Origin of the sequence: Streptomyces sp. M41, from assembly GCF_043673425.1 — a bacterium.
Classification (GTDB): domain Bacteria; phylum Actinomycetota; class Actinomycetes; order Streptomycetales; family Streptomycetaceae; genus Streptomyces.
Genome location: NZ_JBIMKE010000005.1, coordinates 200,229 through 224,421 on the forward strand (window position 1 = coordinate 200,229; position 24,193 = coordinate 224,421).

A 24,193-nucleotide genomic window follows, 5' to 3' on the forward strand; every position below is an offset into this window, starting at 1 on the left:
CTAACTCTGACCGCCTGTTCCTGCCCATGTTTCTGCCCAGGTCATGAGCTCGACGGAGAGCTCTGGAAACGAGGAGTTGGTCCCGCATGGCCGCCGAACTGACCGCCCACGAGCTGATCGCCAAGCACCGGCCCACCCTTGACCAGGCGCTGGAAGCGATCCGCACGCGCGCGTACTGGTCTCCGCACCCGGAGCACCCCAAGGCCTACGGCGAGAACGACAGCCTGGACGCGGCGGCGGGCAAGGCGGCCTTCGACGCCCTCCTGGGCACCCGCCTCGACCTCGGCCAGGCCGGCACCGACGACTGGGTCGGCGGCGAGAGGTCCCCGTACGGCATCGAGCTGGGCGTCGAGTACCCGCACGCCGACATCGACGTGCTGCTGCCCGCCATGAAGGCCGGTCAGCGTGCGTGGCGGGACGCGGGCGCGGAGATGCGCGCGGTGGTCTGCCTGGAGATCCTCAAGCGGATCAGCGACCGCACGCACGAGTTCGCGCACGCGGTCATGCACACCTCCGGCCAGGCGTTCATGATGGCCTTCCAGGCGGGCGGCCCGCACGCGCAGGACCGCGGCATGGAGGCGGTGGCGTACGCGTACGTCGAGCAGGTCCGCACCCCCGACACCGCGGAGTGGACCAAGCCGCAGGGCAAGCGCGACCCGCTGGCGATGAACAAGCAGTTCACGCCGGTCCCGCGCGGGATCGCCCTGGTCATCGGCTGCAACACCTTCCCGACCTGGAACGGCTACCCCGGCCTGTTCGCCTCCCTCGCCACCGGCAACGCGGTCCTGGTCAAGCCCCACCCGCGCGCGGTGCTGCCGCTCGCGCTCACCGTGCAGGTCGCCCGGCAGGTGCTCGCCGAGGCGGGCTTCGACCCGAACCTGGTCGCGCTGGCCGCCGAGCGTCCCGGCGAGGGCATCGCCAAGACGCTGGCGACCCGCCCCGAGATCCGGATCATCGACTACACGGGCTCGACCGTGTTCGGCGACTGGCTGGAGGCCAACGCCCGTCAGGCGCAGGTCTACACGGAGAAGGCCGGCGTCAACACGGTGATCGTGCACTCCACGGACAACTACAAGGGGATGCTGTCCAACCTGGCCTTCTCGCTGTCCCTGTACAGCGGCCAGATGTGCACCACCCCGCAGAACCTGCTCGTCCCCCGCGACGGGATCCGCACCGAAGAGGGCCCGAAGACCTTCGACGAGGTCGTCGCCGACCTCGCCCGCTCGGTCGACGGCCTCCTCGGCGACGACGCCCGCGCCAACGCGCTGCTCGGCGCCATCGTCAACCCCGATGTGAAGGCCCGCCTGGAGGCCGCGGCCGGGCTGGGCGAGGTCGCCCTCACCTCGCGGGAGATCGCCAACCCGGAGTTCCCGGGCGCGGTGGTCCGTACGCCGGTGATCGTGAAGCTGGACGGCGCCAAGCCGGACGACGAGGCCGCGTACATGAGCGAGTGCTTCGGCCCCGTCTCCTTCGCCGTCGCGATCGACTCGGCGACGGACGCGGTGGAGCTGCTGCGGCGGACGGTGCGGGAGAAGGGCGCGATGACGGTGGGCGCGTACACCACCGACGACGAGGTGGAGGGCGCGATCCAGGAAGTCTGCCTGGAGGAGGCGGCACAGCTGTCCCTCAATCTGACCGGTGGGGTGTACGTGAACCAGACGGCCGCGTTCTCCGACTTCCACGGGTCGGGCGGCAACCCGGCGGCCAACTCGGCGCTGTGCGACGGGGCGTTCGTGGCCAACCGGTTCCGGGTGGTCGAGGTGCGCCGGGAGGCCTAGGCCGCGTCGCGGGGCAGGCGGGACTGCCCGACGCGGCCTAGGACAGGGCCTGCGGCCCGCCCATGCTCCAGTGGTACAGCGTCATCGCGACGCTGGTCGCCAAGTTGTAGCTGGAGACCTGCGGACGCATCGGCAGGGACACCAAATGGTCGGCACGCGCGCGTAGTTCGGCCGACAGGCCGCTGCGTTCCGAGCCGAACGCGAGGACGGCGTCGTCCGGGAGCCCGATCCTCCGGATGTCGCCGCCCTCCGGGTCGAGTGCGAACAGCGGCCCGGCCGGCAGCTCGGCCACCTCCAGCCGCTCCACGGCGGTCGCGAAATGCAGACCCGCCCCGCCGCGCACGACCGTGGGATGCCAGGGGTCGAGCGTGCCGGTGGTCACGACGCCGGTCGCGCCGAAGCCGGCGGCCAGCCGGATCACGGCGCCCGCGTTGCCGAGGTTGCGCGGGTTGTCCAGGACCACGACCGGGGCCGTCCGCGGGGTGTGCGCCAGCGCTTTGAGGTTGGCCTCGCGGGCCGGACGTACCGCGAGGGCGGCCACCGCGGTGGGATGCGGGCGCGGCACGAGGGAGGCGTACGTCGGCTGCGAGACCTCTGTCAGGAGCGCCTCCAGTGTCGCCCGTACGTCGGGGGCCAGTTCCTCGGCGAGGGCGAGCGTGCTGTCCCGGTCGACGGCGACCGCCACCGGCACCTCGGCACCGAAGCGCACGGCGTGCTTGAGGGCGTGGAAGCCGTCGAGCAGCACAGAGGTCTCGGCGAGCCGGTTCCAGATGGTCACGGTCATGCCGGGAAGCCTACGTGGGCCTGCTCGGGGTTCTCGGGGGAGCGCTGCTCGGGCAGTACCGCGGGCTCGTCGCCGCGCCGGACCAGCCGCGAGAGCCCGGCACGCGCGCGTGCCGTCCGGGCGCCGAGGCGGCGCAGGAACGACGTCGGCAGGAAGACCGCGTCCGCCGCGATCATCGCCAGCGAGAAGAACGGCAGTCCGAGGACGACCGCGATCACCGCGTGCTCGGTGATCATGGCCGCGAGCAGGACGTTCTTGACCCGCCGGTTGAACAGGGTGAACGGGAAGGCGACCTGCACGATGACCGTGCCGTAGGTGATGAGCATCACCATCGTGGCGCTGGAGGACAGCAGCTCGGCGAGGGCCGGCCAGGGTGAGAAGTAGTCCAGGTGCAGCGGGTAGTAGACGGCGGTGCCGTCCTGCCAGCGGGTGCCCTGGATCTTGTACCAGCCGGCGGTGGCGTAGATCAGGCAGGCCTCGGCCATGATCACGAGCAGCGCGCCGTTGTGCACGACGTTACCGACGACGTCGAGCAGGATGCGGGGCTGCGCGGTCCGCGCGAAACGGCCCACGAGCCACCACACGCCCAGCGCCGGCCAGACGAGCCACAGGATCGCCGGCACCGTCGGATCGCCGTCGAGGCGGCCCGCGAGGGTCACCGCGACCAGCGCGAACCCGAACAGGCACCACAGGAGCGGGCCGGCCCGGTCCGGCGCGACCCGCTCGCCACGCGCGTGTGCCGCGCCCGAGCGCCGCAGCCGGCGCTCGTCCAGCGACCACACCTGGCCGCAGCGCGTGAACACGAGGTAGATGCACATCAGGTGCAGGACGTTGTCGCCGCCGTCGCCCATGAAGATGGACCGGTTCTGCAGCGAGAGCACACCGATCATGAACAGCACGGACATCGTGCGGGTACGCCAGCCGAGCAGCAGCAGCACACCGGTCAGGAAGGCGAACCCGTAGACGGCCTCGAACCAGAGCCCGTCGCTCGACCAGATCAGGGCGGTGAAGGAGCCGTTCGTCCCGATCAGCTGCTGGGCCAGGTCGAAGTCCCAGGGGGCCTCGGGGCCGTACAGCTCGTGCCGGTGGGGGAACTCGCGCAGCAGGAACAGCAGCCAGGTCGCGGTGAAGCCGATGCGGATCACGGCCGTCTGGTACGGGCCGAGGGCGGACTCGGTGACGCGGGCGATGCCCGACGAGATCGCGAGGGTGAAGCGGTTCACCGGGCGCTCCCCTCGGTGCCGGGCCCACTGTCCCCGCCGGCCGCGCTCGCGGCGGCCGTCGCGCCCCCTGGCGCCTCCCACCCGACCGGCCACCACGGCAGCACGCGGTAGACCGGTTTGTCCGAGACCTTTTCCTCGCTCCACTTCGGCGGGGGCACGTTGGTGGTGCGCGAGCGGAACTGGACCCGCTCCACGACGCCGCCCGCCCCGGCCGCGTCCTCTCGGTCCAGCCGCAGCTGAGCTATGCGCCGCAGATACGTCTCGGACAGCGCGCCCCGCAGCCCCACGGGACGGTTCTCGGCGTCGTGCGTGGCGACGAAGAAGTCCCAGGCCCGGCGCAGCTCGTTCTGCTGGGTGTGGCTGGGCAGCAGATTGCCGTCGATGGCCCGGCCGTCCTGCGCGGAGAGGTCGTACCAGCCGGTCGTGCCGGTGCCGCCGTCGGCCGTGGCGACCTCGGCGCGGACCTGCACCGAGATGTTCTGTTGCAGCGGGTTGGGGGCGAACAGCTTCCAGTTCTGCTCGAACTCCGGATATATCCAGTCGTCGATCGCCTTGCCGTGCTGCTTGGTGACCGTGTTCGGCGGCGCCACGTGCAGGAAGACCATGCCGACATGGACACAGACGGCGATCGCCACGACCGCGACCGCGAGGGCGGCGCCGATCTGGTACTTCAGCGAGAGGGCGGCCACACCGGTGCGGGCTTCCGGGAGCGGCGGGGCGGGCGGCGGCACGACGGCGGACGGGGCGTCCCGCGGCTCCTCCTGCGGCCCGTGCCGGGCGGCCGAGCCTGCGTCGTACGCGTCCATCCTGCCCCGTTCTCTGATTCCGGTTCGGCTGCCCTGAGCACTCGCACGGGAACGGTACTCAGGCCCACCCGCCGGGCACAGCCCCTGGCGGGCCGCCATTGTCCACACCTTAAGGGGGCCCCACCCGGGCCATTCCCTTCTTCTAGAACCTGTTCTACATTGACGCTCCGTCAGATCGCCGTGCGTCGGGACGTGTGGAAGGGCAGGGACCGTGGACTTCACCTTCACCGAGGAACAGCAGGCGGCGGCCGAGGCGGCGCGCGGGGTGTTCGCCGGGGTCGCGCCGGACGCGGTGCCCTCCCCCGCGCTCACGCCGGGCGCCGTGGCCGACGGCTTCAACCGCCCGCTGTGGAGCCGCCTCGCGGAGGCGGACCTGCTCAGCCTGCTGTCGGCGCCGGAGTACGGCGGGGCCGGCCTCGACGCCATCGCCCTGTGCCTGGTGCTGCGCGAGTCGGCGAAGGTACTGGCCCGGGTACCGCTCCTGGAGAGCAGCGCGGCGCTGGCCGCGGTCCAGTCCTACGGCGGCCCCGAGCTGAAGGACGAGCTGCTCGCGCGGGCGGGACGCGGCGAGATCGTGCTCACGGTCGCCGCGCACGGCCGCACCGGCCACGATCCGGCCGAGCTCGCGGTGACCGCCCGGCAGGACGGTCCCGGCTGGGTGCTGGACGGGGTGCAGACCGCGGTTCCCTGGGTGTACGACGCCGATCTCGTGGTCGTGCCGGCCCGTACGGCCGCCGACCGGACCATCCTCGCGCTGGTGGCGCGCGATGCGGAGGGGGTTTCGCTCGCCGAACAGTTCTCGACCAGCGGGGAACGGCTGGGAGAGCTGCGGCTGGAATCGGTGCGGCTCGCAACGTCGTACGTCGTCGACGCCGGGGGCGCCTGGGAGTGGCTGCGGGAGCTGCTCGCCACGGGGACCTGTGCGCTGGCGCTCGGGCTCGGTGAGCGGGTACTGGAGATGACCGCGCAGTACGCGAGCAAACGGGAGCAGTTCGGGCATCCGATCGCCACGTTCCAGGCCGTCGCCGTGCAGTCCGCCGACCGCTACATCGACCTGCGCGCCATGGAGGCCGCGCTGTGGCAGGCCGCCTGGCGGATCACCTCGGGGGCGCCGGGGTCACTGCCGGCCGCCGGGGATGTGGCGGTGGCCAAGATCTGGGCCTCGGAGGGCGTACGCCGGGTCGTGCAGACGGCCCAGCATCTGCACGGGGGCTTCGGCGCCGACGTCGACTATCCGCTGCACCGGTACCACGCCTGGGCCAAGCACCTGGAACTGGCGCTCGGCCCGGCGGCGGCACATGAGGAGGCGCTGGGCGACCTGCTGGCGACACATCCACTGGCCTGACGATCCGGTCGACCGGCAGCGGCGGACGGCTCAGCGGGCCGGCACAGAGGATGACGGCTCAGAGGGACGACGGCACAGAGGACGACGGCTCAGAGAACGAAGCCGGGCCGGCCCTCGTCGTTCACCACGGGGCGTCCGGCCGCGGCCCACACCTGCATGCCGCCGTCGACGTTCACCGCGTCGATGCCCTGCTGGACCAGGTACATCGCGACCTGCGCCGAACGGCCACCGGAGCGGCAGATCACATGGACGCGGCCGTCCTGCGGAGCGGCCTCGGTCAGCTCGCCGTAGCGGGCGACGAACTCGCTGATGGGGATGTGCAGCGCCCTCTCGGCATGGCCCGCCTGCCACTCGTCGTCCTCGCGGACGTCCAGGAGGAAGTCGTCGTCCTTGAGGTCGCTGACCTCGACCGTGGGTACGCCTGATCCGAATTGCATGGCTCCGACGCTACCCGACGCCGCGCGGGCCATCCGGACACCCAGGGGGAGGGGGGCCCAGTCGCGCGGTACGGCGCAATGTCCGGCCCGTGGTCGGGCCGCGCGGTTCCCCTCGCCCTGCACACCCAGGCCCTGCGCCCTAAGGCCGGCCCTCGTCCTCCTGCCCAAGCAGTGCCGCCAGTTCCGTCTCGCGCTGGGCGACCTGGGCCAGGAGCTGGTCGGCGATCTCGTCGAGGAGCCGGTCGGGGTCCTCCGGGGCGAGCCGCAGCATCGCGCCGATCGCGCTCTCCTCCAGCTCCTTCGCGACGAGAGCGAGCAGCTCCTTGCGCTGGGCCAGCCATTCCAGGCGGGCGTAGAGCTCCTCCGCCGGCGTCGGGCCCTGCTCCTCGGCGACGGGGCCCGCGGCCCACTCGTCGGCCAGCTCCCGCAGCAGTGCCTCGTCGCCACGGGCGTAGGCGGCGTTCACGCGGGTGATGAACTCCTCGCGCCGGGCCCGCTCGGCATCTTCCTGCGCCAGGTCGGGGTGAGCCTTGCGGGCCAGGTCCCGGTAGAGCTTGCGGGCCTCGTCGCTGGGGCGCACCCGCTCCGGCGGCCGAACCGGCTGATCCGTGAGCATCGCCGCAGCCTCGGGGAACAGACCGTCGCCGTCCATCCAGCCGTGGAACAGCTCCTCGACGCCGGGCATCGGCATCACCCGGGCACGGGCCTCGTCCGCCTTGCGGAGGTCCTCGGGGTCGCCGGTGCGCGCGGCCGTCGCCTCGGCGATACGGGCGTCCAGCTCGTCGAGGCGGGCGTACATCGGGCCGAGCTTCTGATGGTGCAGCCGGGAGAAGTTCTCCACCTCGACGCGGAAGGTCTCCACCGCGATCTCGTACTCGATCAACGCCTGCTCGGCAGCCCGCACGGCCCGTTCCAGCCGTTCCTCCGGCCTGCCGGCACCGTTCTCGGCCGTCACCTGCGCCTCACCACCCTGCTCGGCTCCACCGGCGGGCATCGCGGCACCGCCCTGCGTCCCCGCACCAGCGGGCTCGGCCTGGGACTGCTCAGCTTCCGGCGTCGTCACCCGACCAGCGTAGGCCACGCCCGACGGGCCCTTCGTCCCCGCGACAACGCTGCGGCGGCCGACCCCTCCACCTGACCCTCTACCTCGTCCTCAGATGTTCGCGCAGTCCGCGGTCACCCACTCCGCCACCAGATCCCGGCCGACGACCAGCAGCGTCCCCTGCCGACAGGCGATCTCGTGCGAGCAGCCCTGGGGATGCGCCAGCACCTCGTCGAGGATCACCTCCCCGCATGCCTGCACATCACAGACGTCCACGGCGCCCGCGCCGCCCACCGCATCCACTCCGGCCACCTGAAATCGGGAGACTCCCGCGTAGCGCACGACCAGGTCCTCGTCGTGCTTCCAGCAGTTGTGCCGGAGGTGGAGCTCGATCCTGTCGTCGCCGATGCGGCGGACCTCGTGCGGCCTCAGGTCCTTCACACAGCGCTTTCCGGAGAAGTCGTAGTGCCCGGGGTCGGTGGCGAACGCTCGCGCCCCGGCCGGCAGCTGCCCCGCAAGTGTGGTCAGCCGGGCCAGATAGGCGGTCGGGTCGATGCCCCCGGCCGCCCCACCGGACCCATCGGACCCACCGGACCCACTGGACCCACCGTTGACGTCGATGTACTTCACCGAGCCCGCCCCACGAGCGGACCGTGACCTCTCACACCCCCACCTCCGCCGCGATCCGCCCCGCCCGCACCGCCGCCACCAGGGCGGCGTGGTCCGCCTCCGTGCGGTCGGCGTAGGTGACGGCGAAGGTGGCGATCGCCTCGTCCAGTGCCTCGTTCTTGCCGCAGTAGCCGGCGATCAGGCGCGGGTCGGCGCTGTGGGAGTGGGCGCGGGCCAGGAGGGCGCCGGTCATACGGGCGTAGTCGTCTATCTGGTCGGCGGCCAGCGCGGCCGGGTCGACGCTGCCCTTGCGGTTGCGGAACTGGCGTACCTGGAAAGGTCGGCCGTCGACCGTCGTCCAGCCCAGCAGGATGTCGCTGACCACCTGCATCCGCTTCTGCCCGAGCACCACGCGCCGCCCTTCGTGCTCCGGCTCCAGCGCCTCGAAGCCGGCTGTCTCCAGGTGCGGGACGAGGGCCGAGGGGCGGGCCTCCTTCACCTGGAGGACCAGGGACTCGCCACGGTGGTCGAGGAGCAGGACGACATACGAGCGGGTGCCGACGCTGCCCGTGCCCACCACACGGAACGCCACATCGTGCACCGAGTGCCGGGCCAGCAGGGGAAGACGGTCCTCGGAGAGAGTCGTGAGGTACCCCTCCAGCGACGCCGCCACCGCCGCGGCCTCCTCGTCCGGGACGCGGCGCAGCACCGGCGGGGCGTCGACGAACCGCCGGCCACCGTCCTCGGTCGGCTCGGTCGACTTCGCCGCGAAGCGACCGCTGGTGTTCCCCCGCGCCTTCTCCGCGACCCGATCCAGCGTGCCGAGCAGGTCGTGGGCGTCGGTGTGGGAGACGAGCTCCTCGTCCGCGATCGCGTTCCACGCGTCCAGCACCGGGAGCTTGGCCAGCAGCCGCATCGTGCGCCGATAGGCACCGGTCGCGTCGTGGGCCGCCTCACGGCACGCTTCTTCGTCCGCCCCGGCCTCCCGGCCGGCGAGCACGAGCGAGGCGGCGAGCCGCTTGAGATCCCACTCCCAAGGGCCGTACAGCGTCTCGTCGAAGTCGTTCAGATCGATCACCAGGCCGCCGCGCGCGTCGCCGTACAGACCGAAGTTCGCCGCGTGCGCGTCGCCGCAGATCTGAGCGCGGATCCGGGTCATGGGGGTGCGGGCGAGGTCGTACGCCATGAGTCCTGCCGAGCCACGCAGGAAGGCGAAGGGCGTCGCCGCCATCCGGCCCACCCTCATCGCCGTGAGGTCGGGGAGCCGGCCGAGGTTGGACTCCTCGACGGCAGCCACGGCGTCGGGGCGGGCGGCGTCGAGGGGGAGGTCCGCGTGGGCCTCGCGCGGGAGCCGCTTGCGCAGCGCCTTGCCCTCCTCCTTGGGCGACCCGCCGCCGGGCCACTCGGCGAAGCCGCCGACCCGGGGCAGCCGACGCGACCCGGACTTCGAGGCCCCGACCGGCGCCTGTGACCCCGACTCCGAGCGGACCTCAGCCACTCCCGCCGAAGCCTCGGCACCCTCCGCACCGGCACCTGCCATTCCGACCGCCTCCCCCGCTCACGCACGAACATCAACTCGTGCCGACGTTACAACCGGTGGCCGAAACTCGTCAGACCCTGTGGACAACTCCGCAGCTGTGGAAAACCCGCACCCGCTCATCGAGAACGCGAGCCACCACCTTCACCGGCCTCCACCACCCTCACCCCCACCGGCCTCCGACCACCCGCCACCCTCGCCCTCCACCACCCGCTGCCGTGACCTGAGGGCCCCCCAACAGGTCACGGCAATCGAGCCAAGGTCGCTGAGGATCACCAGGTGAGCGCGTCGTCCATCGACTGCTGCCAGTAGGTGACCTTGAGCGAGTCGTCGATGTGGACGCCCTCCGCGGGCAGCGACGGGTTGGCGCCCTTGCCGACGCTCTCGTTGCCGGACCGGCCGTGGTAGTAGACGGCCAGGGACTTCTCGGTGCGGCCGTTCGCCCCGCTGCCGTCGGCGGCGGCCAGCACCACGGCGGCGTAACCGGACTCGCCCGGGTCGAGCGTGACGACGGCCTGCGGCTTGGACTCCTCGATGACCGGCGGCACGGACTGTGCCTCGCCGAAGCGGACGGCCGGGTAGGTGTAGAGATGGCAGGGCGCGCTGCCGGTGTTGGTGACCGTGAGCAGCATGTGGTTGAGCGGCCGGTTCAACGGGGCTGCGACGGTCTTGGTGTTGGAGCCCTCGCAGGTGACCGGCTTGGCGGAGGAGGCCGGACGCTTCGTGGCGGTGGTGCCCGCCGTCGGGTCCTGCTCCTGGCCCCCGGACGCGGAGGTCCCGCCCGACATGGACGAGGACGAACTTCCGGCGGACGCCTCGGAGTCGTTCGATCCTGTGGAGGACGACGTTGTCGGGGTGGCGCCGGCCGAGGCGCCTTCGTCGTTGACGCCCGTTCCGTTGTCGCACGCGGTCATCGAGAGCGCGGCGATGACGACTGCCGCGGCGGCGCCGACGAGACGGGTACGGGTGTTTCGGGTGGCGGACATGCTGCGGTGCCCCTTCGCTGTTCGGGTCGGTGTGGTGCTTGGATGGCTGAAGCTTGTGGACTGATCTGTCCCAAGCGCCACGCACAGCGGGCAGTTGGGGACACTGGAACACCGAAATGCGCTCTGACCTGGGGGAATCGACCGCCCCTGGAATGCGCGAACGGGACGCCGGGGGATGGAGGAACGGGTGTCGGGGACGGCTGGGGCCAGGGAGACCGAGGAGTTCGCGGCGTCGCTGCGCGCGCTCAAGGACCGGTCGGGACTCAGCTACGGAGTCCTGGCCAAGCGGCTGCACATGAGCACATCGACGCTGCACCGCTACTGCAACGGCACCGCGGTCCCGAACGAGTACGCGTCCGTCGAGCGCCTCGCCCGGGCCTGCCGGGCAACGCCGCCGGAGCTCATGGAACTGCACCGCCGCTGGATCCTGGCGGACGAGGCACGCAGGCGCAGGGCGGAACAGGCGACGCCGAAGGACGCTCCCCGGAACGCCGCTTCACCAGAACCGACCCCACCCAAGGCCGCACCCACGACCCCGCCCACGGCCGCACCCCCGGCACCGACCCCGGACTCGACGGAACAGCCCCCCACACCCATAACCACACCCCCACCGCAGGACTCCACCGAGCCCTCGCCCCGGCCCCCTACGACGACGCCGTCCGAGCACGGCACCGAGCACGGCGACGACACCCCCACCCCACCGGCCGCCCTCGACGCTCCCCAGGCCCCCACCCCCCATGACCCCACCCCCCACGACCCCACACCACACGCCCCCGCCCCACGCCGACGTCGCCGCACCGCACTGATCGCCTCCGCCGCGGCGGTCGCCGTGCTGGGGGCCGTAGGGCTCGTCGTCAACCCACCGTGGGGCGGCGACGGCGAAGGCGACCCGCGGGACCGCCAGGCAGCCGGCGCGCCCGCGCCCCACGGCGGGACCGGCGCCGGCAAGCCCGCCGCCACCCCGTCCCCGGGCGAACCGGGCGGACGCAAGCGCACACCGTCGGCATCGGCCTCCGCCCCGGCCACCGCTTCCGGCGAGGCACAGGACGGCGCCGAGCGCGAAGGGGCTCCCGAGCGCACCGGCGGCGGTGACGGCAGCGGCGACGCCCCCGTCCCGGTCACCGTCGGAACCCGCCCCTACGTCTACCAGGACCCCTGTAGCCAGCACTTCCTCGTCGACAGCGAGCCCGAACAGGTCGGCCCGCCCGCGAGCGAACAGGACGCCCCGCGCTGGGCTGCCGCGTACGGCGCGGTCTCCTCGGGTGAACAGCAGGTCGCCCTCACCGTGCAGGGCACCGGCGCGGACACCGTCGTCCTCCAGTCACTGCATGTGCGCGTCGTCTCCAAGGGTGCACCGCTCGCCTGGAACGACTACTCGATGGGCGTCGGCTGCGGCGGCAACGTCTCCACCAGGTCGTTCGACGTCGACCTGGACCAGGGCAGCCCGACGGTCACCGTGAAGAACGGCCAGCGCGCCTTCCCGTACAGCGTCAGCGAGTCCGACCCTGAGGTCTTCTACGTCACCGCCCACACCAAGGCGCACGACGTCCGCTGGTATCTCACCCTGGAGTGGTCCAACGGCAGCCGCCGCGGCACCGTCCGTATCGACGACAAGGGCACCCCGTTCCGCACCAGCGCCGACGTCGGCCGCCCCGGCTACGACTATCCGCTCGGCGGTAGTGACTGGATCGAACGCCAGGGCGGCTGACCCGCCCCGGCCCTGATGGTGGCCCCGCCCGTGAGATAGCTCACGGGCGGGCCTTTCATCGGCACCGATCGGCTGCGCGAACCCGCCGCGGCCTCTGTGCGATCCCTCACGGCCTCCCACGGTCCCTCACGGTCCCTTGTGATCGCTCACAGGCGACGACATACGAGAAACGGGCCCCTGCCGGTGACTTCCATCACTGGCAGAGACCCGTTCATCGGTATCTCATGGTGCGCGAGGGGGGAGTTGAACCCCCACGCCCTTGCGGGCACTGGAACCTGAATCCAGCGCGTCTGCCTATTCCGCCACCCGCGCATTGGGTGTGTCTTCCGGCCTCTTGCCCCTTGGGCCCGGCGCCTTCCGACACCCAGAACATTAGCACGCCGTCCAGGGTGGGTTCACATCCCTTATCGCTGGGCAGCCGCCCGTGCGAGCGCCCACCAGCGCAGTCGGTGCGGGCGGGCGGAGGGGGCCGATCGAGGGGGCGTCCGGCGTTCCGTCTCAGCGCAGACCAGTTCACGTATCAACCTCGTACCGGTAGTACTCGTCTCCCCAGGAGCCGGTCGGGGTCCACAGTCAGGTGCGGGACACTGGTCTTCGGCCGCCTCTACGATCCATGGCAAGACTGTGTGCGTGAAGAGTTCGAAGGGGAGCTTCGAAGGGAACTTCGAGGGCGTCGACACCCGTCGACCGGGCCGACAGGGGGAACCAGCCGATCGACCGGCGCGTGGATACGATCAGTAAGCAGTACCAGGTAAGGCAGTGCCCGCCCGGCGGGATGCAGGACGAAGGCAGCGACGGAGGAGGTGCCCCATGGGAGTCCTGAAGAAGTTCGAGCAGCGTCTCGAAGGTCTGGTCAACGGCACCTTCGCCAAGGTGTTCAAGTCCGAGGTCCAGCCCGTGGAGATCGCGGGAGCGCTCCAGCGCGAGTGCGACAACAACGCGACCATCTGGAACCGCGACCGTACGGTCGTCCCCAACGACTTCATCGTGGAGCTGAGCGCGCCGGACCACGAGCGTCTGAGCCCCTACTCCGGCCAGCTCGGCGACGAGCTCGCCGGCATGGTCCGCGACTACGCCAAGCAGCAGCGCTACACCTTCATGGGCCCGATCAAGGTCAACCTGGAGAAGGCCGACGACCTCGACACCGGCCTGTACCGCGTGCGCAGCCGTACGCTCGCCGGCTCCTCCGACCAGCAGGGCCAGGGCCCCGCGCCCGCCGCCCCGGCCGGGCGGCCCGGCGGCGCACAGCGGACCGGCGGCGCCCAGGGCGGCTACGGCTACCCGCCCGTCGCGCCCGCGGGCGCCCCGCCCATGCCGGCCGCGCCGCCTCCCGGCGGCCGACCCGCCGGTTACGGCTACCCGCAGCCCGCGGGCGGCCAGCGTCCCCCCGCCGCACCCGCGGCAGGCGGTCGCACCCGCTACTGGATCGAGATCAACGGCACCCGCCATCAGATCTCCCGCGCGACGCTCGTGCTGGGCCGCAGCACCGAGGCCGACGTGCGGATCGACGACCCCGGCGTCTCCCGCCGGCACTGCGAGATCCGGACCGGAACGCCCTCGACGATCCAGGATCTCGGGTCCACCAACGGCATCGTGGTGGACGGGCAGCACACCACCCGCGCTACGCTCCGCGACGGCTCGCGGATCGTCGTGGGCAGCACCACCATCATTTACCGGCAAGCCGAAGGGTGAAGCGGGGGCAATGTCAGAGCTGACCCTCACGGTCATGCGGCTGGGTTTCCTGGCCGTCCTGTGGCTGTTCGTGATCGTGGCCGTGCAGGTCATCCGCAGCGACCTGTTCGGTACGCGTGTCACCCAGCGCGGGGCGAGGCGGGAGGCCGGCCGGCAGCAGCAGGCCGCCCGGCAGGCGGCGCCTCCGCAGCAGCGCGGCCAGCAGAGCGGCGGCAGGCAGCGCCGTAACGCACCGTCCAAGCTGGTTGTGACCGAGGGCACCCTCTCCGGCACCACCGTCGCGCTCCAGTCCCAGACGATCACCCTGGGCCGGGCGCACGACAGCACGATCGTGCTGGACGACGACTACGCCTCCAGCCGGCATGCCAGGATCTACCCGGACCGCGACGGCCAGTGGATCGTCGAGGACCTGGGCTCCACCAACGGCACGTACCTCGACCGAACGCGGCTGACGACCCCCACACCGATTCCGCTGGGCGCGCCGATCCGCATCGGCAAGACCGTCATCGAGCTGCGGAAGTAGTACGAAAATGAGCGAGCGGAGCGAGCACGCAGTGGCGGACCGGACCACGGGCCCCGGCGCGCTCCCGACCGGAGGGTGGGCACCGTGCGGATGTACCCGGAGCCGACGGGCGAGGTGCGCATGAGTCTGTCACTGCGCTTCGCCGCCGGATCGCACAAAGGCATGATCCGGGAGGGCAACGAGGACTCCGGATACGCCGGACCCCGCCTGCTCGCCATCGCCGACGGCATGGGCGGCGCGGCCGCGGGCGAGGTCGCCTCGTCCGAGGCGATCTCCACCATCGTCGCCCTCGACGACGACATCCCCGGCTCCGACGTCCTGACCTCACTCGGTACGGCCGTCCAGCGCGCCAACGACCAGCTGCGCGCCATGGTCGAGGAGGACCCGCAGCTGGAGGGCATGGGCACCACGCTCACCGCCCTGCTGTGGACCGGGCAGCGGCTCGGCCTCGTGCACGTCGGTGACTCGCGCGCGTATCTGCTGCGCGACGGCGTCCTCACGCAGATCACGCAGGACCACACCTGGGTGCAGCGCCTCGTCGACGAGGGCCGCATCACCGAGGAGGAGGCCACCACCCACCCGCAGCGCTCCCTGCTGATGCGCGCGCTGGGCAGCGGCGACCATGTGGACCCCGATCTGTCCATCCGTGAAGTGCGCGCCGGTGACCGGTACTTGATCTGCTCCGACGGGCTGTCCGGCGTCGTGTCCCACCAGACCCTGGAGGACACCCTCGCCAGCTACCAGGGCCCCCAGGAGACCGTCCAGGAACTCATCCAGCTCGCGCTGCGCGGTGGCGGCCCCGACAACATCACCGTGATCGTCGCGGACGTCCTCGACCTGGACACCGGCGACACCCTCGCCGGACAGCTGTCCGACACCCCCGTCGTGGTCGGCGCCGTCGCCGAGAACCAGCACCAGCTGCACGACAACGGGATCATGCAGACCCCGGCGGGACGTGCCTCCGGGCTCGGCCGGCCGGTGCCCGGACAGGGCGGCGGCGGGGGCGGCGAGTTCGGCCCGCCCGGCTCCGGCGACACCACCGGCTACGTCCCGGCGGGCAGCTTCGGCGAATTCACCGATGACGACTTCGTCAAGCCCGGCAAGGGCCGCAAGTGGCTGAAGAGATCCTTCTACTCGGCCCTCGCGCTCGCCGTCGTCGGCGGCGGCCTCTACGGCGGCTGGCGCTGGACGCAGACGCAGTACTACGTCGGTGCCAACGAGCAGCATGTCGCCCTGTACCGCGGCATCAGCCAGGACCTGGCCTGGGTCTCGCTCTCGAAGGTGGAGAAGGACCACCCCGAGATCGAACTCAAGTACCTGCCGCCCTATCAGCAGAAGCTGGTCAAGGCGACCATCGCCGAGGGCGGCCTCCAGGACGCCCAGGCGAAGATCGACGAGCTCGCCGTGCAGGCCTCCGCCTGCAAGAAGCGGTCGGAACAGCAGGCCGCCGAGAGCGAGAAGAGCTCCCGCACGGGTGAGGGCGTGGCCGGAGGCACCACGGGAACCACCCGTACCTCCCTTACGTCCAAGGCGACATCGACGCCGTCGGCCACCAAGTCCCCGGACCCGTCCACCTCCCCCTCCCCCTCCACCTCCCCGACACCGACTGCGACGCCAAGCCCCGGCCCCACTCTCTCGGAGGAAGAGCAGAAGGTCGTCACGAACTGCGGTACGCAGTAGGCAAGCCGTGAGAGGCCCCGTCACATCCATGAGCGGTACGAATCCAACGCAGAACTCGCCGACGCATCACACGTCCACGATCGGCGCGATCGGTGCGCCCAGCCGGCGCAACACCGAGCTCGCGCTGCTGGTGTTCGCGGTCGTCATCCCGGTCTTCGCCTACGCCAACGTGGGCCTCGCCATCAACGACGAGGTCCCCGCAGGGCTGCTCGGCTACGGCCTCGGCCTCGGCCTGCTGGCCGGCGTCGGCCATCTCGCCGTACGGAAGTTCGCGCCCTACGCGGACCCGCTGCTGCTGCCCCTGGCGACACTGCTCAACGGGCTGGGGCTGGTGGCGATCTGGCGGCTGGACCAGTCGAAGCTGTTGCAGTCGATCGGACAGGCCGGCGACAAGGCGACCAACCAGCTCATCTACACGGCCATGGGCATCGCCCTCTTCATCGCCGTGCTGGTCTTCCTCAAGGATCACCGCACCCTCCAGCGCTACACCTACATCTCCATGGCGGGTGCGCTGATCCTTCTGCTGCTGCCGCTCGTGCCGGGCCTGGGCGCCGAACTCACCTACGGCGCGAAGATCTGGATCCAGGTGGGCAGCTTCACCATCCAGCCCGGTGAGTTCGCCAAGATCGTGCTGGCGGTCTTCTTCGCCGGTTACCTCATGGTCAAGCGCGACGCGCTCGCCCTCGCCAGCCGCCGCTTCATGGGCCTGTACCTGCCCCGCGGCCGCGACCTCGGCCCGATCATCGTCGTCTGGATGATCTCCATCCTCATCCTGGTCTTCGAGACCGACCTCGGTACGTCGCTGCTGTTCTTCGGAATGTTCGTCATCATGCTGTACGTCGCCACCGAGCGGACCAGCTGGATCGTCTTCGGTCTGCTGATGTCCGCGGCCGGCGCGGTCGGCGTGGCGAGCTTCGAACCGCACGTCCAGACCCGAGTCCAGGCATGGCTCGACCCGATGCGCGAGTACACGCTGAGCCGCACCCCGAACGGCGACGGCCTGGTCCACTCCGAGCAGGCCATGCAGGCCCTGTGGGCCTTCGGTTCCGGCGGCACCCTCGGCACCGGCTGGGGCCAGGGCCACTCCGAGCTCATCCGCTTCGCCGCCAACTCCGACTTCATCCTCGCCACATTCGGCGAGGAGCTCGGCCTGGCCGGCATCATGGCGATCCTGCTGATCTACGGCCTGATCGTGGAGCGCGGCGTGCGCACCGCCCTCGCCGCCCGCGACCCCTTCGGCAAGCTCCTCGCCGTCGGCCTCTCCGGCGCCTTCGCCCTCCAGGTCTTCGTCGTCGCCGGCGGCGTCATGGGCCTGATCCCGCTGACCGGTATGACGATGCCGTTCCTCGCGTACGGCGGTTCGTCGGTCATCGCCAACTGGGCGCTCATCGGCGTACTCATCCGCATCAGCGACACCGCTCGCCGTCCGGCGCCCGCCCCCGCGCCCAACCCCGACGCTGAGATGACCCAGGTGGTCCGTCCGTCATGAACAAGCCTCTGCGCCGGATCGCGGTCTTCTGCGGCCTTCTCGTGCTCGCGCTGCTCATCCGTGACAACTGGCTTCAGTACGTCAAGGCCGACACCCTGCGCGAGGACCCCGAGAACCGCCGGGTCCTCATCGCCCGCTACTCCACCCCCCGCGGCGACATCATCGTCGGCGGCGACCCGATCACCGGGCACAAGGAAACGACGACGGGCGACTTCAAGTACAAGCGCACGTACAAGGACGGCGCCATGTGGGCGCCGGTCACCGGCTTCGTCTCGCAGGCGTACGGCGCCAACCAGCTGGAGTCCATCGAGGACGGCATCCTCAGCGGCACCGACGACCGGCTGTTCTTCCGCAACACGCTCGACATGATCACCGGCAAGGAGAAGGTCGGCGGCAACGTCGTCACCACCCTCAACGCCGCCGCGCAGAAGGCCGCGTACAACGGTCTGAAGCGTCAGGGCGGCAAGGGCGCCGTGGCCGCGATCGAGCCGTCGACCGGCAAGATCCTGGCGCTGGCGTCCTTCCCGTCGTACGACCCCTCCACGATCGCCGGTGGCGGCTCCGCCGACGAGGAGGCGTGGAAAAAGCTCGACAAGAAGAACAACCCGGACGACCCGATGCTGAACCGGGCGCTGCGCGAGGTCTACCCGCCCGGCTCTACGTTCAAGGTGGTCACCGCCGCCGCGGCGCTGGAGAACGGTCTGTACACGGAAGCGGACCAGAAGACCAGGACGCCGCTGCCGTGGACCATGCCGGGCACCACGACCGTGCTGAAGAACGAGGGGAACATCCCCTGCAAGAACGCGACGCTGCGGGTCGCCCTCCAGTGGTCCTGCAACACCGTCTTCGGCAAGATCGGCTCCGACCTCGGCAACGACAAGATGCTGGAGGAGGCCGAGAAGTTCGGCTTCGGGGAGGAGCAGTTCACGCCGACCCGTACCAGCGCGTCGGTCTTCTCCGACGACATGAACCCGTCGCAGACCGCGCTGTCCTCCATCGGCCAGTTCAACACCGCCGCGTCCCCGCTCCAGATGGCGATGGTGGCCTCGGCCGTCGCCAACAACGGCACCCTGATGAAGCCGTACATGGTCGACGAGCGCCAGACCCACAACCTCGACGCCATCGAGAAGACCGACCCCGAGGAGATGAGCAAGCCGCTGTCGCCGGCGAACGCGCAGATCCTCCAGTCGATGATGGAGACGGTCGTCGAGGACGGCACCGGCAAGCGGGCGCGGATCGACGGCGCCACGGTGGGCGGCAAGACCGGTACCGCCCAGCACGGTGTGGACAACAGTGAGAACCCTTACGCGTGGTTCATCTCATACGCCAAGGTCGACAACAGCTCACCGGTGGCGGTGGCCGTGGTGGTCGAGGACGAGAACGCCGTCCGCGACGACATCTCCGGCGGCGGCCTCGCGGCTCCCATTGCCAAGAGCGTGATGGAGGCGGTCATCAACAGCAAGAAGTGACCCCGCTCACGTCCCCTTCACATCGGTGCACGTTGCGATACCGGTCCTGTATCGGGTTACGGGCTTGGCCAGGTCACACAAGATGAGCCGGGTACGGTATGCCCGGACGGACCACCGCCACACCCACAAGGGTGACGGCGGGACCGACGGAGAGGGCTGGTAGGTAGCTATGGAAGAGCCGCGTCGCCTCGGCGGCCGGTACGAACTGGGCCAGGTGCTCGGTCGTGGTGGCATGGCGGAGGTTTACCTCGCGCATGACACCCGGCTCGGCCGCACCGTGGCGGTGAAGACGCTGCGCGCGGACCTCGCGCGCGACCCGTCCTTCCAGGCCCGGTTCCGCCGGGAGGCCCAGTCGGCCGCCTCGCTCAACCATCCCGCGATCGTCGCGGTCTACGACACGGGCGAGGACTACATCGACAATGTGTCGATTCCGTACATCGTCATGGAGTACGTAGACGGCTCCACCCTGCGTGAGCTTCTGCACTCCGGCCGCAAGCTGCTGCCGGAGCGCGCCATGGAGATGACCATCGGCATCCTCCAGGGCCTGGAATACGCCCACCGCAGCGGCATCGTCCACCGCGACATCAAGCCGGCGAACGTCATGCTGACGCGCAACGGCCAGGTCAAGGTGATGGACTTCGGCATCGCCCGCGCCATGGGCGACTCCGGAATGACCATGACGCAGACGGCCGCCGTGATCGGCACCGCCCAGTACCTCTCGCCGGAGCAGGCGAAGGGCGAGCAGGTGGACGCCCGCTCGGACCTGTATTCGACGGGCTGTCTGCTCTACGAGCTCCTGACGGTACGGCCCCCCTTCGTCGGCGACTCCCCGGTGGCCGTGGCCTACCAGCACGTCCGCGAGGAGGCCCAGGCCCCGTCGGTCTTCGACCCCGAGATCACGCCCGAGATGGACGCGATCGTACTGAAGGCCCTGACTAAGGACCCCGACTACCGCTACCAGTCGGCCGACGAGATGCGCGCCGACATCGAGGCCTGCCTCGACGGCCAGCCCGTCGCCGCCACGGCCGCGATGGGTTCGGTGGGCTACGGCGGCTACCCCGACGACCAGCCGACCACGGCCCTGCGCGCCACGGACGCCGGCGCCACGTCGATGCTGCCGCCGATGAACCCGGACGACGGCGGCTTCGGCTACGACGACCGCATGGACCGCCGCCGCCAGAAGAAGTCCAACACCTCGACCATCCTGCTGGTCGTCGCCGCGGTACTGGTCCTGGTCGGCGCGGTCCTGATCGGCAAGTGGATCTTCGACGGCAAGAGCGCGAGCAACACCCAGGTGGCCGTGCCGAACCTCATCAGCGAGAACGAGGAAACGGCCAGAGGACTGCTCACCAACAGCGACCTCAAGATGGGCACGGTCAGCAAGAAGGAGTGCGAGAACCAGCCCAAGGGCAAGATCTGCGACCAGGACCCGGCTGCCGGCGTCGAGGTCGACAAGGAGTCCACGGTCAACATCGTGGTCTCGACCGGGGCGCCGAAGGTGTCGGTGCCCAGCGTGATCGGGCTGAAGCTGGCCGAGGCCAAGCGGGAGCTCCAGGACGAGGACTACCAGTTCGAGATCAAGACCAAGAAGCGGGAGACCTCTTCGGACGATCCGGACACCGTCCTCGACCAGGACCCGAAGCGCGGGAAAGAGGTCGAGAAGGGCTCGACGATCACCCTCACCATCGCGGTCGAGGAGGAGAAGTCCACCGTCCCCGACGTCCGCAACCAGACCTGTGACGCCGCCACGGCCCAGATGGAGGACAACGACCTGGTCGGCACCTGCGTCGAGGTCGAGACCCAGGACCCGAACCAGGTCGGCAAGGTCATCGGTACCGACCCGGCGATCGGTTCCTCGGTCGACAAGGGCTCCACGGTGAGCATCCAGATCGGCAAGGCGGCCCAGCAGAAGACCAGGGTGCCCAGCGTCGTCGGTCAGACGGTGGCCCAGGCCAAGCAGACCCTGCAGCAGAACGGCTTCACCAACATCCAGTTCGCCCAGGGCAGCGACCAGGCCGACACCGCCCTCGTCACCGACCAGGACCCGAAGGGCAACCAGGAGGTCGACGATCCCGCGAACACGCAGGTCACGCTGACCACCATCGGCTTCGGCCAGAACGGCGGCAACAACAACGGCGGTAACAACAACGGCGGCATCTTCGGTGGCGTACCGGGGACGAACGCCCGCGCGGAGGACTGACCCGCGACCCGCATGACCGAGCCCCGGCAGCTTGCACAGGCTGCCGGGGCTCGTTCGTTGCTCGGCCGAGGACTGCCTCGGTCAGCCCCGCAGTTCCTGCGGCACCGTGCGCTCCTCGTCCACCTTCTCCACCCGCTCCAGCTCGCCCCACACCACGTACCGGTACCGGCTCGTGTACACCGGGGTGCAGGTTGTCAGGGTGATGTAGTGGCCCGCTTTCGTCTTCCCGGACTCCTTCGGGATCTTGGAGAGCGTCTCGACGTTGTACTTCGAGGTCTCGGGGAGGACGGCGTAGACCTTGTAGACGTACCACTTGTCCTTCGTCTCGAAGACGATCGGGTCGCCCTTCTCGAGCTTGTGGATGTCGTGGAACTTCGCTCCGTGCCCGTCCCGGTGCGCCGCGAGGGAGAAGTTGCCCTTCTTGCCCGAGGTCGGCAGCGTCGCCTTGACCGGGTCGGTGTAATAACCGGCCACCCCGTCGTTGAGGATCTTCGCCGTCGTGCCCTTCTCTACCAGGATCTCGCTGCCGCTCATCGCGGGTACGTGCAGGAACCCGATGCCGTCCGCGGGGTCGAACTCGGCGGGCCGCCCGGAGCCGTCGTCCTGGTGGGCCCAGATGTCACGGACCTTGTCGGCCTGCTTGTCCGCCGCGCGGTCGGCGATGACGTTCGTCCACCACAGGGAGTAGACGACGAACAGGCCCAGCACCAGGCCCGCCGTGATGAGGAGTTCGCCGAAGACGCTGATCGCCATCGCGATCCGGCTCATCCCGCGCCGGCGTGCCGGACGACGCCGTGACGCAGGGGGGGCCGTGTGCTCTTCCGTGCCGTCTGTGGTCGCTGCCACTTATCATCTGCCCTTAACTGACGAGCGCATCCGGCTTGCCCTTGCTGCGCGGCCGTTCCTCGACCATCTTGCCCCAGACGATCATCCGGTACTTGCTGGTGAACTCCGGCGTACACGTGGTGAGGGTGATGTAGCGCCCCGGTTCGGAGAAACCCGCGTCCCGCGGTACCGGATCGAGCACGCTCACATTGCCCGGCGACGTCACCGGCAGAATCGACGCCATCTTGTACACGAAGTACTTGTCCTGCGTCTCCACGACGATCGCGTCGCCCTGCGCGAGCCGGTTGATGTACCGGAACGGTTCACCATGGGTGTTGCGATGTCCGGCCAGCCCGAAGTTGCCGGTCTTGGCATCCGGCATCGCCGTCTTCAGCTTGCCCTCGCCGTAGTGACCGACCATGCCCCGGTCGAGCACCTTCTTGTTGTCGATGCCCTCGGCGATCGGCACGACCACGTCCAGCTTCGGGATGTGCAGCATGGCGAAACCCTGCCCCGGCTCGAAGCTGCCCGGCGCCCGCTTGCCATTCGCCCAGTCGTTCTGGAGGGCGCTCGCCTCCTTGTCCGCCTGCGCATGCGCCCGGACGTTGGTCCACCAGAGCTGGTAGCTCACGAACAGCAGCATCAGCACGCCGGCCGTGATGAACGCCTCACCGATCGCCCTGCTCGCGACGGTCGCCGGGCTGGGCTTGCGCGCCCGCGCCTGCCGACGTGCCTCCACCCGGGAAAGGGGCGCACCGGAACCTTCCGGCCCGGTCTCCGCGGCGTCCGACGCCGGGCGCGAGCCGCCATGACGTCCATGACGCCGTTTGGCGGCCTTTCTGCGGGCCGCACGGCCACCCGTAAGGGTTCCGGAGGCCCCCGTGGCTGAGGAGGCGACAGAAGCCGATATGGACGCGTCGGGTGGCGGGTCCGCTATCCGCAGCGCCACGGTCTCGTCGTCGGCGGGCGGTATGTACGGTTTTGCGTACGGCTCTTGTCGCGCGACCGGGGGCTCCTCGGAGCCGTAGCCATGACCTCCCGCGCCATAGCCTCCGGCGCCGTGGCCCTGAGTGCTCTGCCAGTCCTCGCCGTGCCAGTCCTCGCCCTGCCACTCCCCGTGCGCACCGGTCGCCTCGTACGGCTGCTGCCCGTACGAGGTGCCCTGGTCGCCGGCGCCGCCGTAGGAGTCCGAGAAGGACTCCCCGTACCCGGCACCGGACTCGCGCTCGGGGCGCAGCGCGGTCACGCCGTGGCCCTGCCCACCACCGGGGCGAGCCCCGCCGACCTCGCCACCGCGCCCTGGTCGCCGCACTCCACCAGCCAGTTGGCCAGCATCCGGTGCCCGTGTTCCGTCAGCACCGACTCGGGGTGGAACTGCACGCCCTCGACCGGAAGTTCACGGTGCCGCAGGCCCATGACGATGCCGTCGTGGGTCCGCGCGGTCACCTCCAGCTCGGCCGGCACGGTCTGCGGCTCGGCGGCGAGCGAGTGGTAGCGGGTCGCGGTGAAGGGCGTCGGCAGACCCGCGAAGACGCCCTTGCCCGCGTGCTCGACCAGCGAGGTCTTGCCGTGCAGCAGCTCCGGCGCACGGTCCACGACACCGCCGTACGCCACCTGCATCGACTGCATGCCGAGGCAGACGCCGAAGACGGGCACCCCGGTCGAGGCGCAGTGGCGCACCATCTCGATGCAGACCCCGGCCTCCTCCGGCGTGCCGGGGCCCGGCGACAGCAGGACGCCGTCGAAGCCGTCCTGCGCGTGTGCCGTCGACACCTCGTCGTTGCGCAGGACCTCGCACTCGGCGCCCAGCTGGTAGAGGTACTGGACCAGGTTGAAGACGAAGCTGTCGTAGTTGTCCACGACGAGAATGCGCGCGCTCACTGGTTGTCCACCGTCACATCGTTGAAGGGCAGCAGCGGTTCGGCCCACGGGAAGACGTAGTTGAAGAGGACGTAGACCACGGCCACGACCAGAGCGAGCGAGAGCAGCGCCCTCACCCACGCGTTCCCCGGCAGATGCCGCCAGATCCAGCCGTACATGCCGTCCCTTCCGTCGCACCA

At 70.4% G+C, this 24,193-nt stretch carries 21 protein-coding genes and 1 tRNA gene; 9 read left to right on the top strand and 13 right to left on the bottom strand.

Features of this window, described 5'->3' with window-relative positions; all coding sequences use genetic code 11:
• Positions 1-86 precede the first annotated feature (86 nt).
• Positions 87-1,778: a phenylacetic acid degradation protein PaaN gene (gene paaN / locus ACHBTE_RS09390; RefSeq protein ID WP_394723110.1), complete on the top strand. Its 1,692-nt coding sequence runs from the start codon at positions 87-89 to the stop codon at positions 1,776-1,778.
• 37 nt (positions 1,779-1,815) lie between these two features.
• Here paaN and ACHBTE_RS09395 read toward each other — a convergent pair whose 3' ends face one another.
• From ACHBTE_RS09395 to ACHBTE_RS09405, 3 genes are read right to left on the bottom strand one after another with little or no spacing between them, the layout of a single operon-like run.
• On the bottom strand, positions 1,816-2,562 hold the full coding sequence (locus ACHBTE_RS09395; RefSeq protein WP_394723112.1) for a TrmH family RNA methyltransferase: 747 nt from the start codon (positions 2,560-2,562) through the stop codon (positions 1,816-1,818).
• Positions 2,559-3,785, bottom strand: coding sequence for an HTTM domain-containing protein (locus tag ACHBTE_RS09400; protein WP_394723113.1), 1,227 nt, complete (start codon positions 3,783-3,785; stop codon positions 2,559-2,561). The genes ACHBTE_RS09395 and ACHBTE_RS09400 overlap by 4 nt, the downstream gene beginning before the upstream one ends.
• The gene (locus tag ACHBTE_RS09405; protein ID WP_394723114.1) at positions 3,782-4,591 is read right to left on the bottom strand and encodes a DUF5819 family protein; all 810 of its coding nucleotides are present in this window, start codon (positions 4,589-4,591) and stop codon (positions 3,782-3,784) included. The genes ACHBTE_RS09400 and ACHBTE_RS09405 overlap by 4 nt, the downstream gene beginning before the upstream one ends.
• 211 nt (positions 4,592-4,802) lie before the next feature.
• Here ACHBTE_RS09405 and ACHBTE_RS09410 point away from each other — a divergent pair, with 211 nt between their 5' ends.
• A complete protein-coding gene (locus tag ACHBTE_RS09410; RefSeq protein ID WP_394723116.1) occupies positions 4,803-5,936 on the top strand; it encodes an acyl-CoA dehydrogenase family protein in 1,134 nt (377 codons plus the stop codon).
• 89 nt (positions 5,937-6,025) lie between these two features.
• On the opposite strand, the gene ACHBTE_RS09415 is transcribed toward ACHBTE_RS09410, so the two are convergent.
• The 5 genes from ACHBTE_RS09415 to ACHBTE_RS09435 all read right to left on the bottom strand — a co-directional run bounded on the left by ACHBTE_RS09415 (position 6,026) and on the right by ACHBTE_RS09435 (position 10,547).
• The gene (locus tag ACHBTE_RS09415; protein WP_394723118.1) at positions 6,026-6,373 is read right to left on the bottom strand and encodes a rhodanese-like domain-containing protein; all 348 of its coding nucleotides are present in this window, start codon (positions 6,371-6,373) and stop codon (positions 6,026-6,028) included.
• A 139-nt stretch (positions 6,374-6,512) separates the two neighbouring features.
• Entirely contained in the window at positions 6,513-7,367 is an 855-nt protein-coding gene (locus tag ACHBTE_RS09420; RefSeq protein WP_394723275.1) for a J domain-containing protein, read from the bottom strand.
• Positions 7,368-7,526: 159 nt separating this feature from the next.
• The gene (locus ACHBTE_RS09425) at positions 7,527-8,045 is read right to left on the bottom strand and encodes a hypothetical protein (RefSeq protein WP_394723120.1); all 519 of its coding nucleotides are present in this window, start codon (positions 8,043-8,045) and stop codon (positions 7,527-7,529) included.
• A gap of 31 nt (positions 8,046-8,076) precedes the next feature.
• Positions 8,077-9,564, bottom strand: a complete 1,488-nt coding sequence (locus ACHBTE_RS09430; protein ID WP_394723122.1) for a DUF2252 domain-containing protein — start codon at positions 9,562-9,564, stop codon at positions 8,077-8,079.
• A gap of 269 nt (positions 9,565-9,833) precedes the next feature.
• Positions 9,834-10,547, bottom strand: a complete 714-nt coding sequence (locus ACHBTE_RS09435; protein ID WP_394723123.1) for a DUF4232 domain-containing protein — start codon at positions 10,545-10,547, stop codon at positions 9,834-9,836.
• A gap of 175 nt (positions 10,548-10,722) precedes the next feature.
• On the opposite strand from ACHBTE_RS09435, the gene ACHBTE_RS09440 reads away from it, so the two are divergent.
• On the top strand, positions 10,723-12,255 hold the full coding sequence (locus tag ACHBTE_RS09440; protein ID WP_394723125.1) for a helix-turn-helix domain-containing protein: 1,533 nt from the start codon (positions 10,723-10,725) through the stop codon (positions 12,253-12,255).
• 225 nt (positions 12,256-12,480) lie between these two features.
• Here ACHBTE_RS09440 and ACHBTE_RS09445 read toward each other — a convergent pair.
• Positions 12,481-12,567: transfer RNA gene (locus ACHBTE_RS09445), tRNA-Leu, on the bottom strand.
• A gap of 498 nt (positions 12,568-13,065) precedes the next feature.
• Between ACHBTE_RS09445 and ACHBTE_RS09450 the strand changes: the two genes are divergently transcribed.
• From ACHBTE_RS09450 to pknB, 6 genes are all read left to right on the top strand, one after another.
• Positions 13,066-13,947, top strand: a complete 882-nt coding sequence (locus tag ACHBTE_RS09450) for an FhaA domain-containing protein (protein WP_394723126.1) — start codon at positions 13,066-13,068, stop codon at positions 13,945-13,947.
• 10 nt (positions 13,948-13,957) lie between these two features.
• Positions 13,958-14,470: an FHA domain-containing protein gene (locus ACHBTE_RS09455; protein ID WP_394723127.1), complete on the top strand. Its 513-nt coding sequence runs from the start codon at positions 13,958-13,960 to the stop codon at positions 14,468-14,470.
• 90 nt (positions 14,471-14,560) lie between these two features.
• Entirely contained in the window at positions 14,561-16,150 is a 1,590-nt protein-coding gene (locus ACHBTE_RS09460) for a Stp1/IreP family PP2C-type Ser/Thr phosphatase (protein WP_394723276.1), read from the top strand.
• Between the two features lie 28 nt (positions 16,151-16,178).
• Positions 16,179-17,639: an FtsW/RodA/SpoVE family cell cycle protein gene (locus ACHBTE_RS09465; RefSeq protein ID WP_394723128.1), complete on the top strand. Its 1,461-nt coding sequence runs from the start codon at positions 16,179-16,181 to the stop codon at positions 17,637-17,639.
• Positions 17,636-19,108 carry a peptidoglycan D,D-transpeptidase FtsI family protein gene (locus tag ACHBTE_RS09470; protein WP_394723129.1) on the top strand — a complete coding sequence of 491 codons (1,473 nt, stop codon included), beginning with the start codon at positions 17,636-17,638 and terminating at the stop codon, positions 19,106-19,108. The genes ACHBTE_RS09465 and ACHBTE_RS09470 overlap by 4 nt, the downstream gene beginning before the upstream one ends.
• Before the next feature lie 169 nt (positions 19,109-19,277).
• Entirely contained in the window at positions 19,278-21,308 is a 2,031-nt protein-coding gene (gene pknB, locus ACHBTE_RS09475; protein WP_394723130.1) for a Stk1 family PASTA domain-containing Ser/Thr kinase, read from the top strand.
• A gap of 81 nt (positions 21,309-21,389) precedes the next feature.
• On the opposite strand, the gene ACHBTE_RS09480 is transcribed toward pknB, so the two are convergent.
• Genes ACHBTE_RS09480 through ACHBTE_RS09495 form a run of 4 tightly spaced genes read right to left on the bottom strand, consistent with a single transcriptional unit; the run spans position 21,390 to position 24,172 of the window.
• On the bottom strand, positions 21,390-22,154 hold the full coding sequence (locus ACHBTE_RS09480; RefSeq protein WP_394723131.1) for a class E sortase: 765 nt from the start codon (positions 22,152-22,154) through the stop codon (positions 21,390-21,392).
• Between the two features lie 13 nt (positions 22,155-22,167).
• Entirely contained in the window at positions 22,168-23,379 is a 1,212-nt protein-coding gene (locus tag ACHBTE_RS09485) for a class E sortase (RefSeq protein WP_394723132.1), read from the bottom strand.
• Positions 23,376-24,014, bottom strand: coding sequence for an aminodeoxychorismate/anthranilate synthase component II (locus ACHBTE_RS09490; protein WP_394723133.1), 639 nt, complete (start codon positions 24,012-24,014; stop codon positions 23,376-23,378). Before ACHBTE_RS09490 ends, ACHBTE_RS09485 begins: the two co-directional genes overlap by 4 nt.
• Entirely contained in the window at positions 24,011-24,172 is a 162-nt protein-coding gene (locus ACHBTE_RS09495; protein WP_128435629.1) for a hypothetical protein, read from the bottom strand. The genes ACHBTE_RS09490 and ACHBTE_RS09495 overlap by 4 nt, the downstream gene beginning before the upstream one ends.
• Positions 24,173-24,193 lie beyond the last annotated feature (21 nt).

What these genes read in the sequence shown, in the direction of transcription:
- ACHBTE_RS09435 (WP_394723123.1), bottom strand. Translation starts at nt 10,547, where the DNA reads ATGTCCGCCACCCGAAACACCCGTACCCGTCTCGTCGGCGCCGCCGCG.
- paaN (WP_394723110.1), top strand. Translation starts at nt 87, where the DNA reads ATGGCCGCCGAACTGACCGCCCACGAGCTGATCGCCAAGCACCGGCCC.
- ACHBTE_RS09415 (WP_394723118.1), bottom strand. Translation starts at nt 6,373, where the DNA reads ATGCAATTCGGATCAGGCGTACCCACGGTCGAGGTCAGCGACCTCAAG.
- ACHBTE_RS09420 (WP_394723275.1), bottom strand. Translation starts at nt 7,367, where the DNA reads ATGCCCGCCGGTGGAGCCGAGCAGGGTGGTGAGGCGCAGGTGACGGCC.
- ACHBTE_RS09395 (WP_394723112.1), bottom strand. Translation starts at nt 2,562, where the DNA reads ATGACCGTGACCATCTGGAACCGGCTCGCCGAGACCTCTGTGCTGCTC.
- ACHBTE_RS09440 (WP_394723125.1), top strand. Translation starts at nt 10,723, where the DNA reads ATGGAGGAACGGGTGTCGGGGACGGCTGGGGCCAGGGAGACCGAGGAG.
- ACHBTE_RS09465 (WP_394723128.1), top strand. Translation starts at nt 16,179, where the DNA reads ATGAGCGGTACGAATCCAACGCAGAACTCGCCGACGCATCACACGTCC.
- ACHBTE_RS09470 (WP_394723129.1), top strand. Translation starts at nt 17,636, where the DNA reads ATGAACAAGCCTCTGCGCCGGATCGCGGTCTTCTGCGGCCTTCTCGTG.
- ACHBTE_RS09495 (WP_128435629.1), bottom strand. Translation starts at nt 24,172, where the DNA reads ATGTACGGCTGGATCTGGCGGCATCTGCCGGGGAACGCGTGGGTGAGG.
- ACHBTE_RS09405 (WP_394723114.1), bottom strand. Translation starts at nt 4,591, where the DNA reads ATGGACGCGTACGACGCAGGCTCGGCCGCCCGGCACGGGCCGCAGGAG.
- ACHBTE_RS09460 (WP_394723276.1), top strand. Translation starts at nt 14,561, where the DNA reads ATGTACCCGGAGCCGACGGGCGAGGTGCGCATGAGTCTGTCACTGCGC.
- pknB (WP_394723130.1), top strand. Translation starts at nt 19,278, where the DNA reads ATGGAAGAGCCGCGTCGCCTCGGCGGCCGGTACGAACTGGGCCAGGTG.
- ACHBTE_RS09455 (WP_394723127.1), top strand. Translation starts at nt 13,958, where the DNA reads ATGTCAGAGCTGACCCTCACGGTCATGCGGCTGGGTTTCCTGGCCGTC.
- ACHBTE_RS09430 (WP_394723122.1), bottom strand. Translation starts at nt 9,564, where the DNA reads ATGGCAGGTGCCGGTGCGGAGGGTGCCGAGGCTTCGGCGGGAGTGGCT.
- ACHBTE_RS09450 (WP_394723126.1), top strand. Translation starts at nt 13,066, where the DNA reads ATGGGAGTCCTGAAGAAGTTCGAGCAGCGTCTCGAAGGTCTGGTCAAC.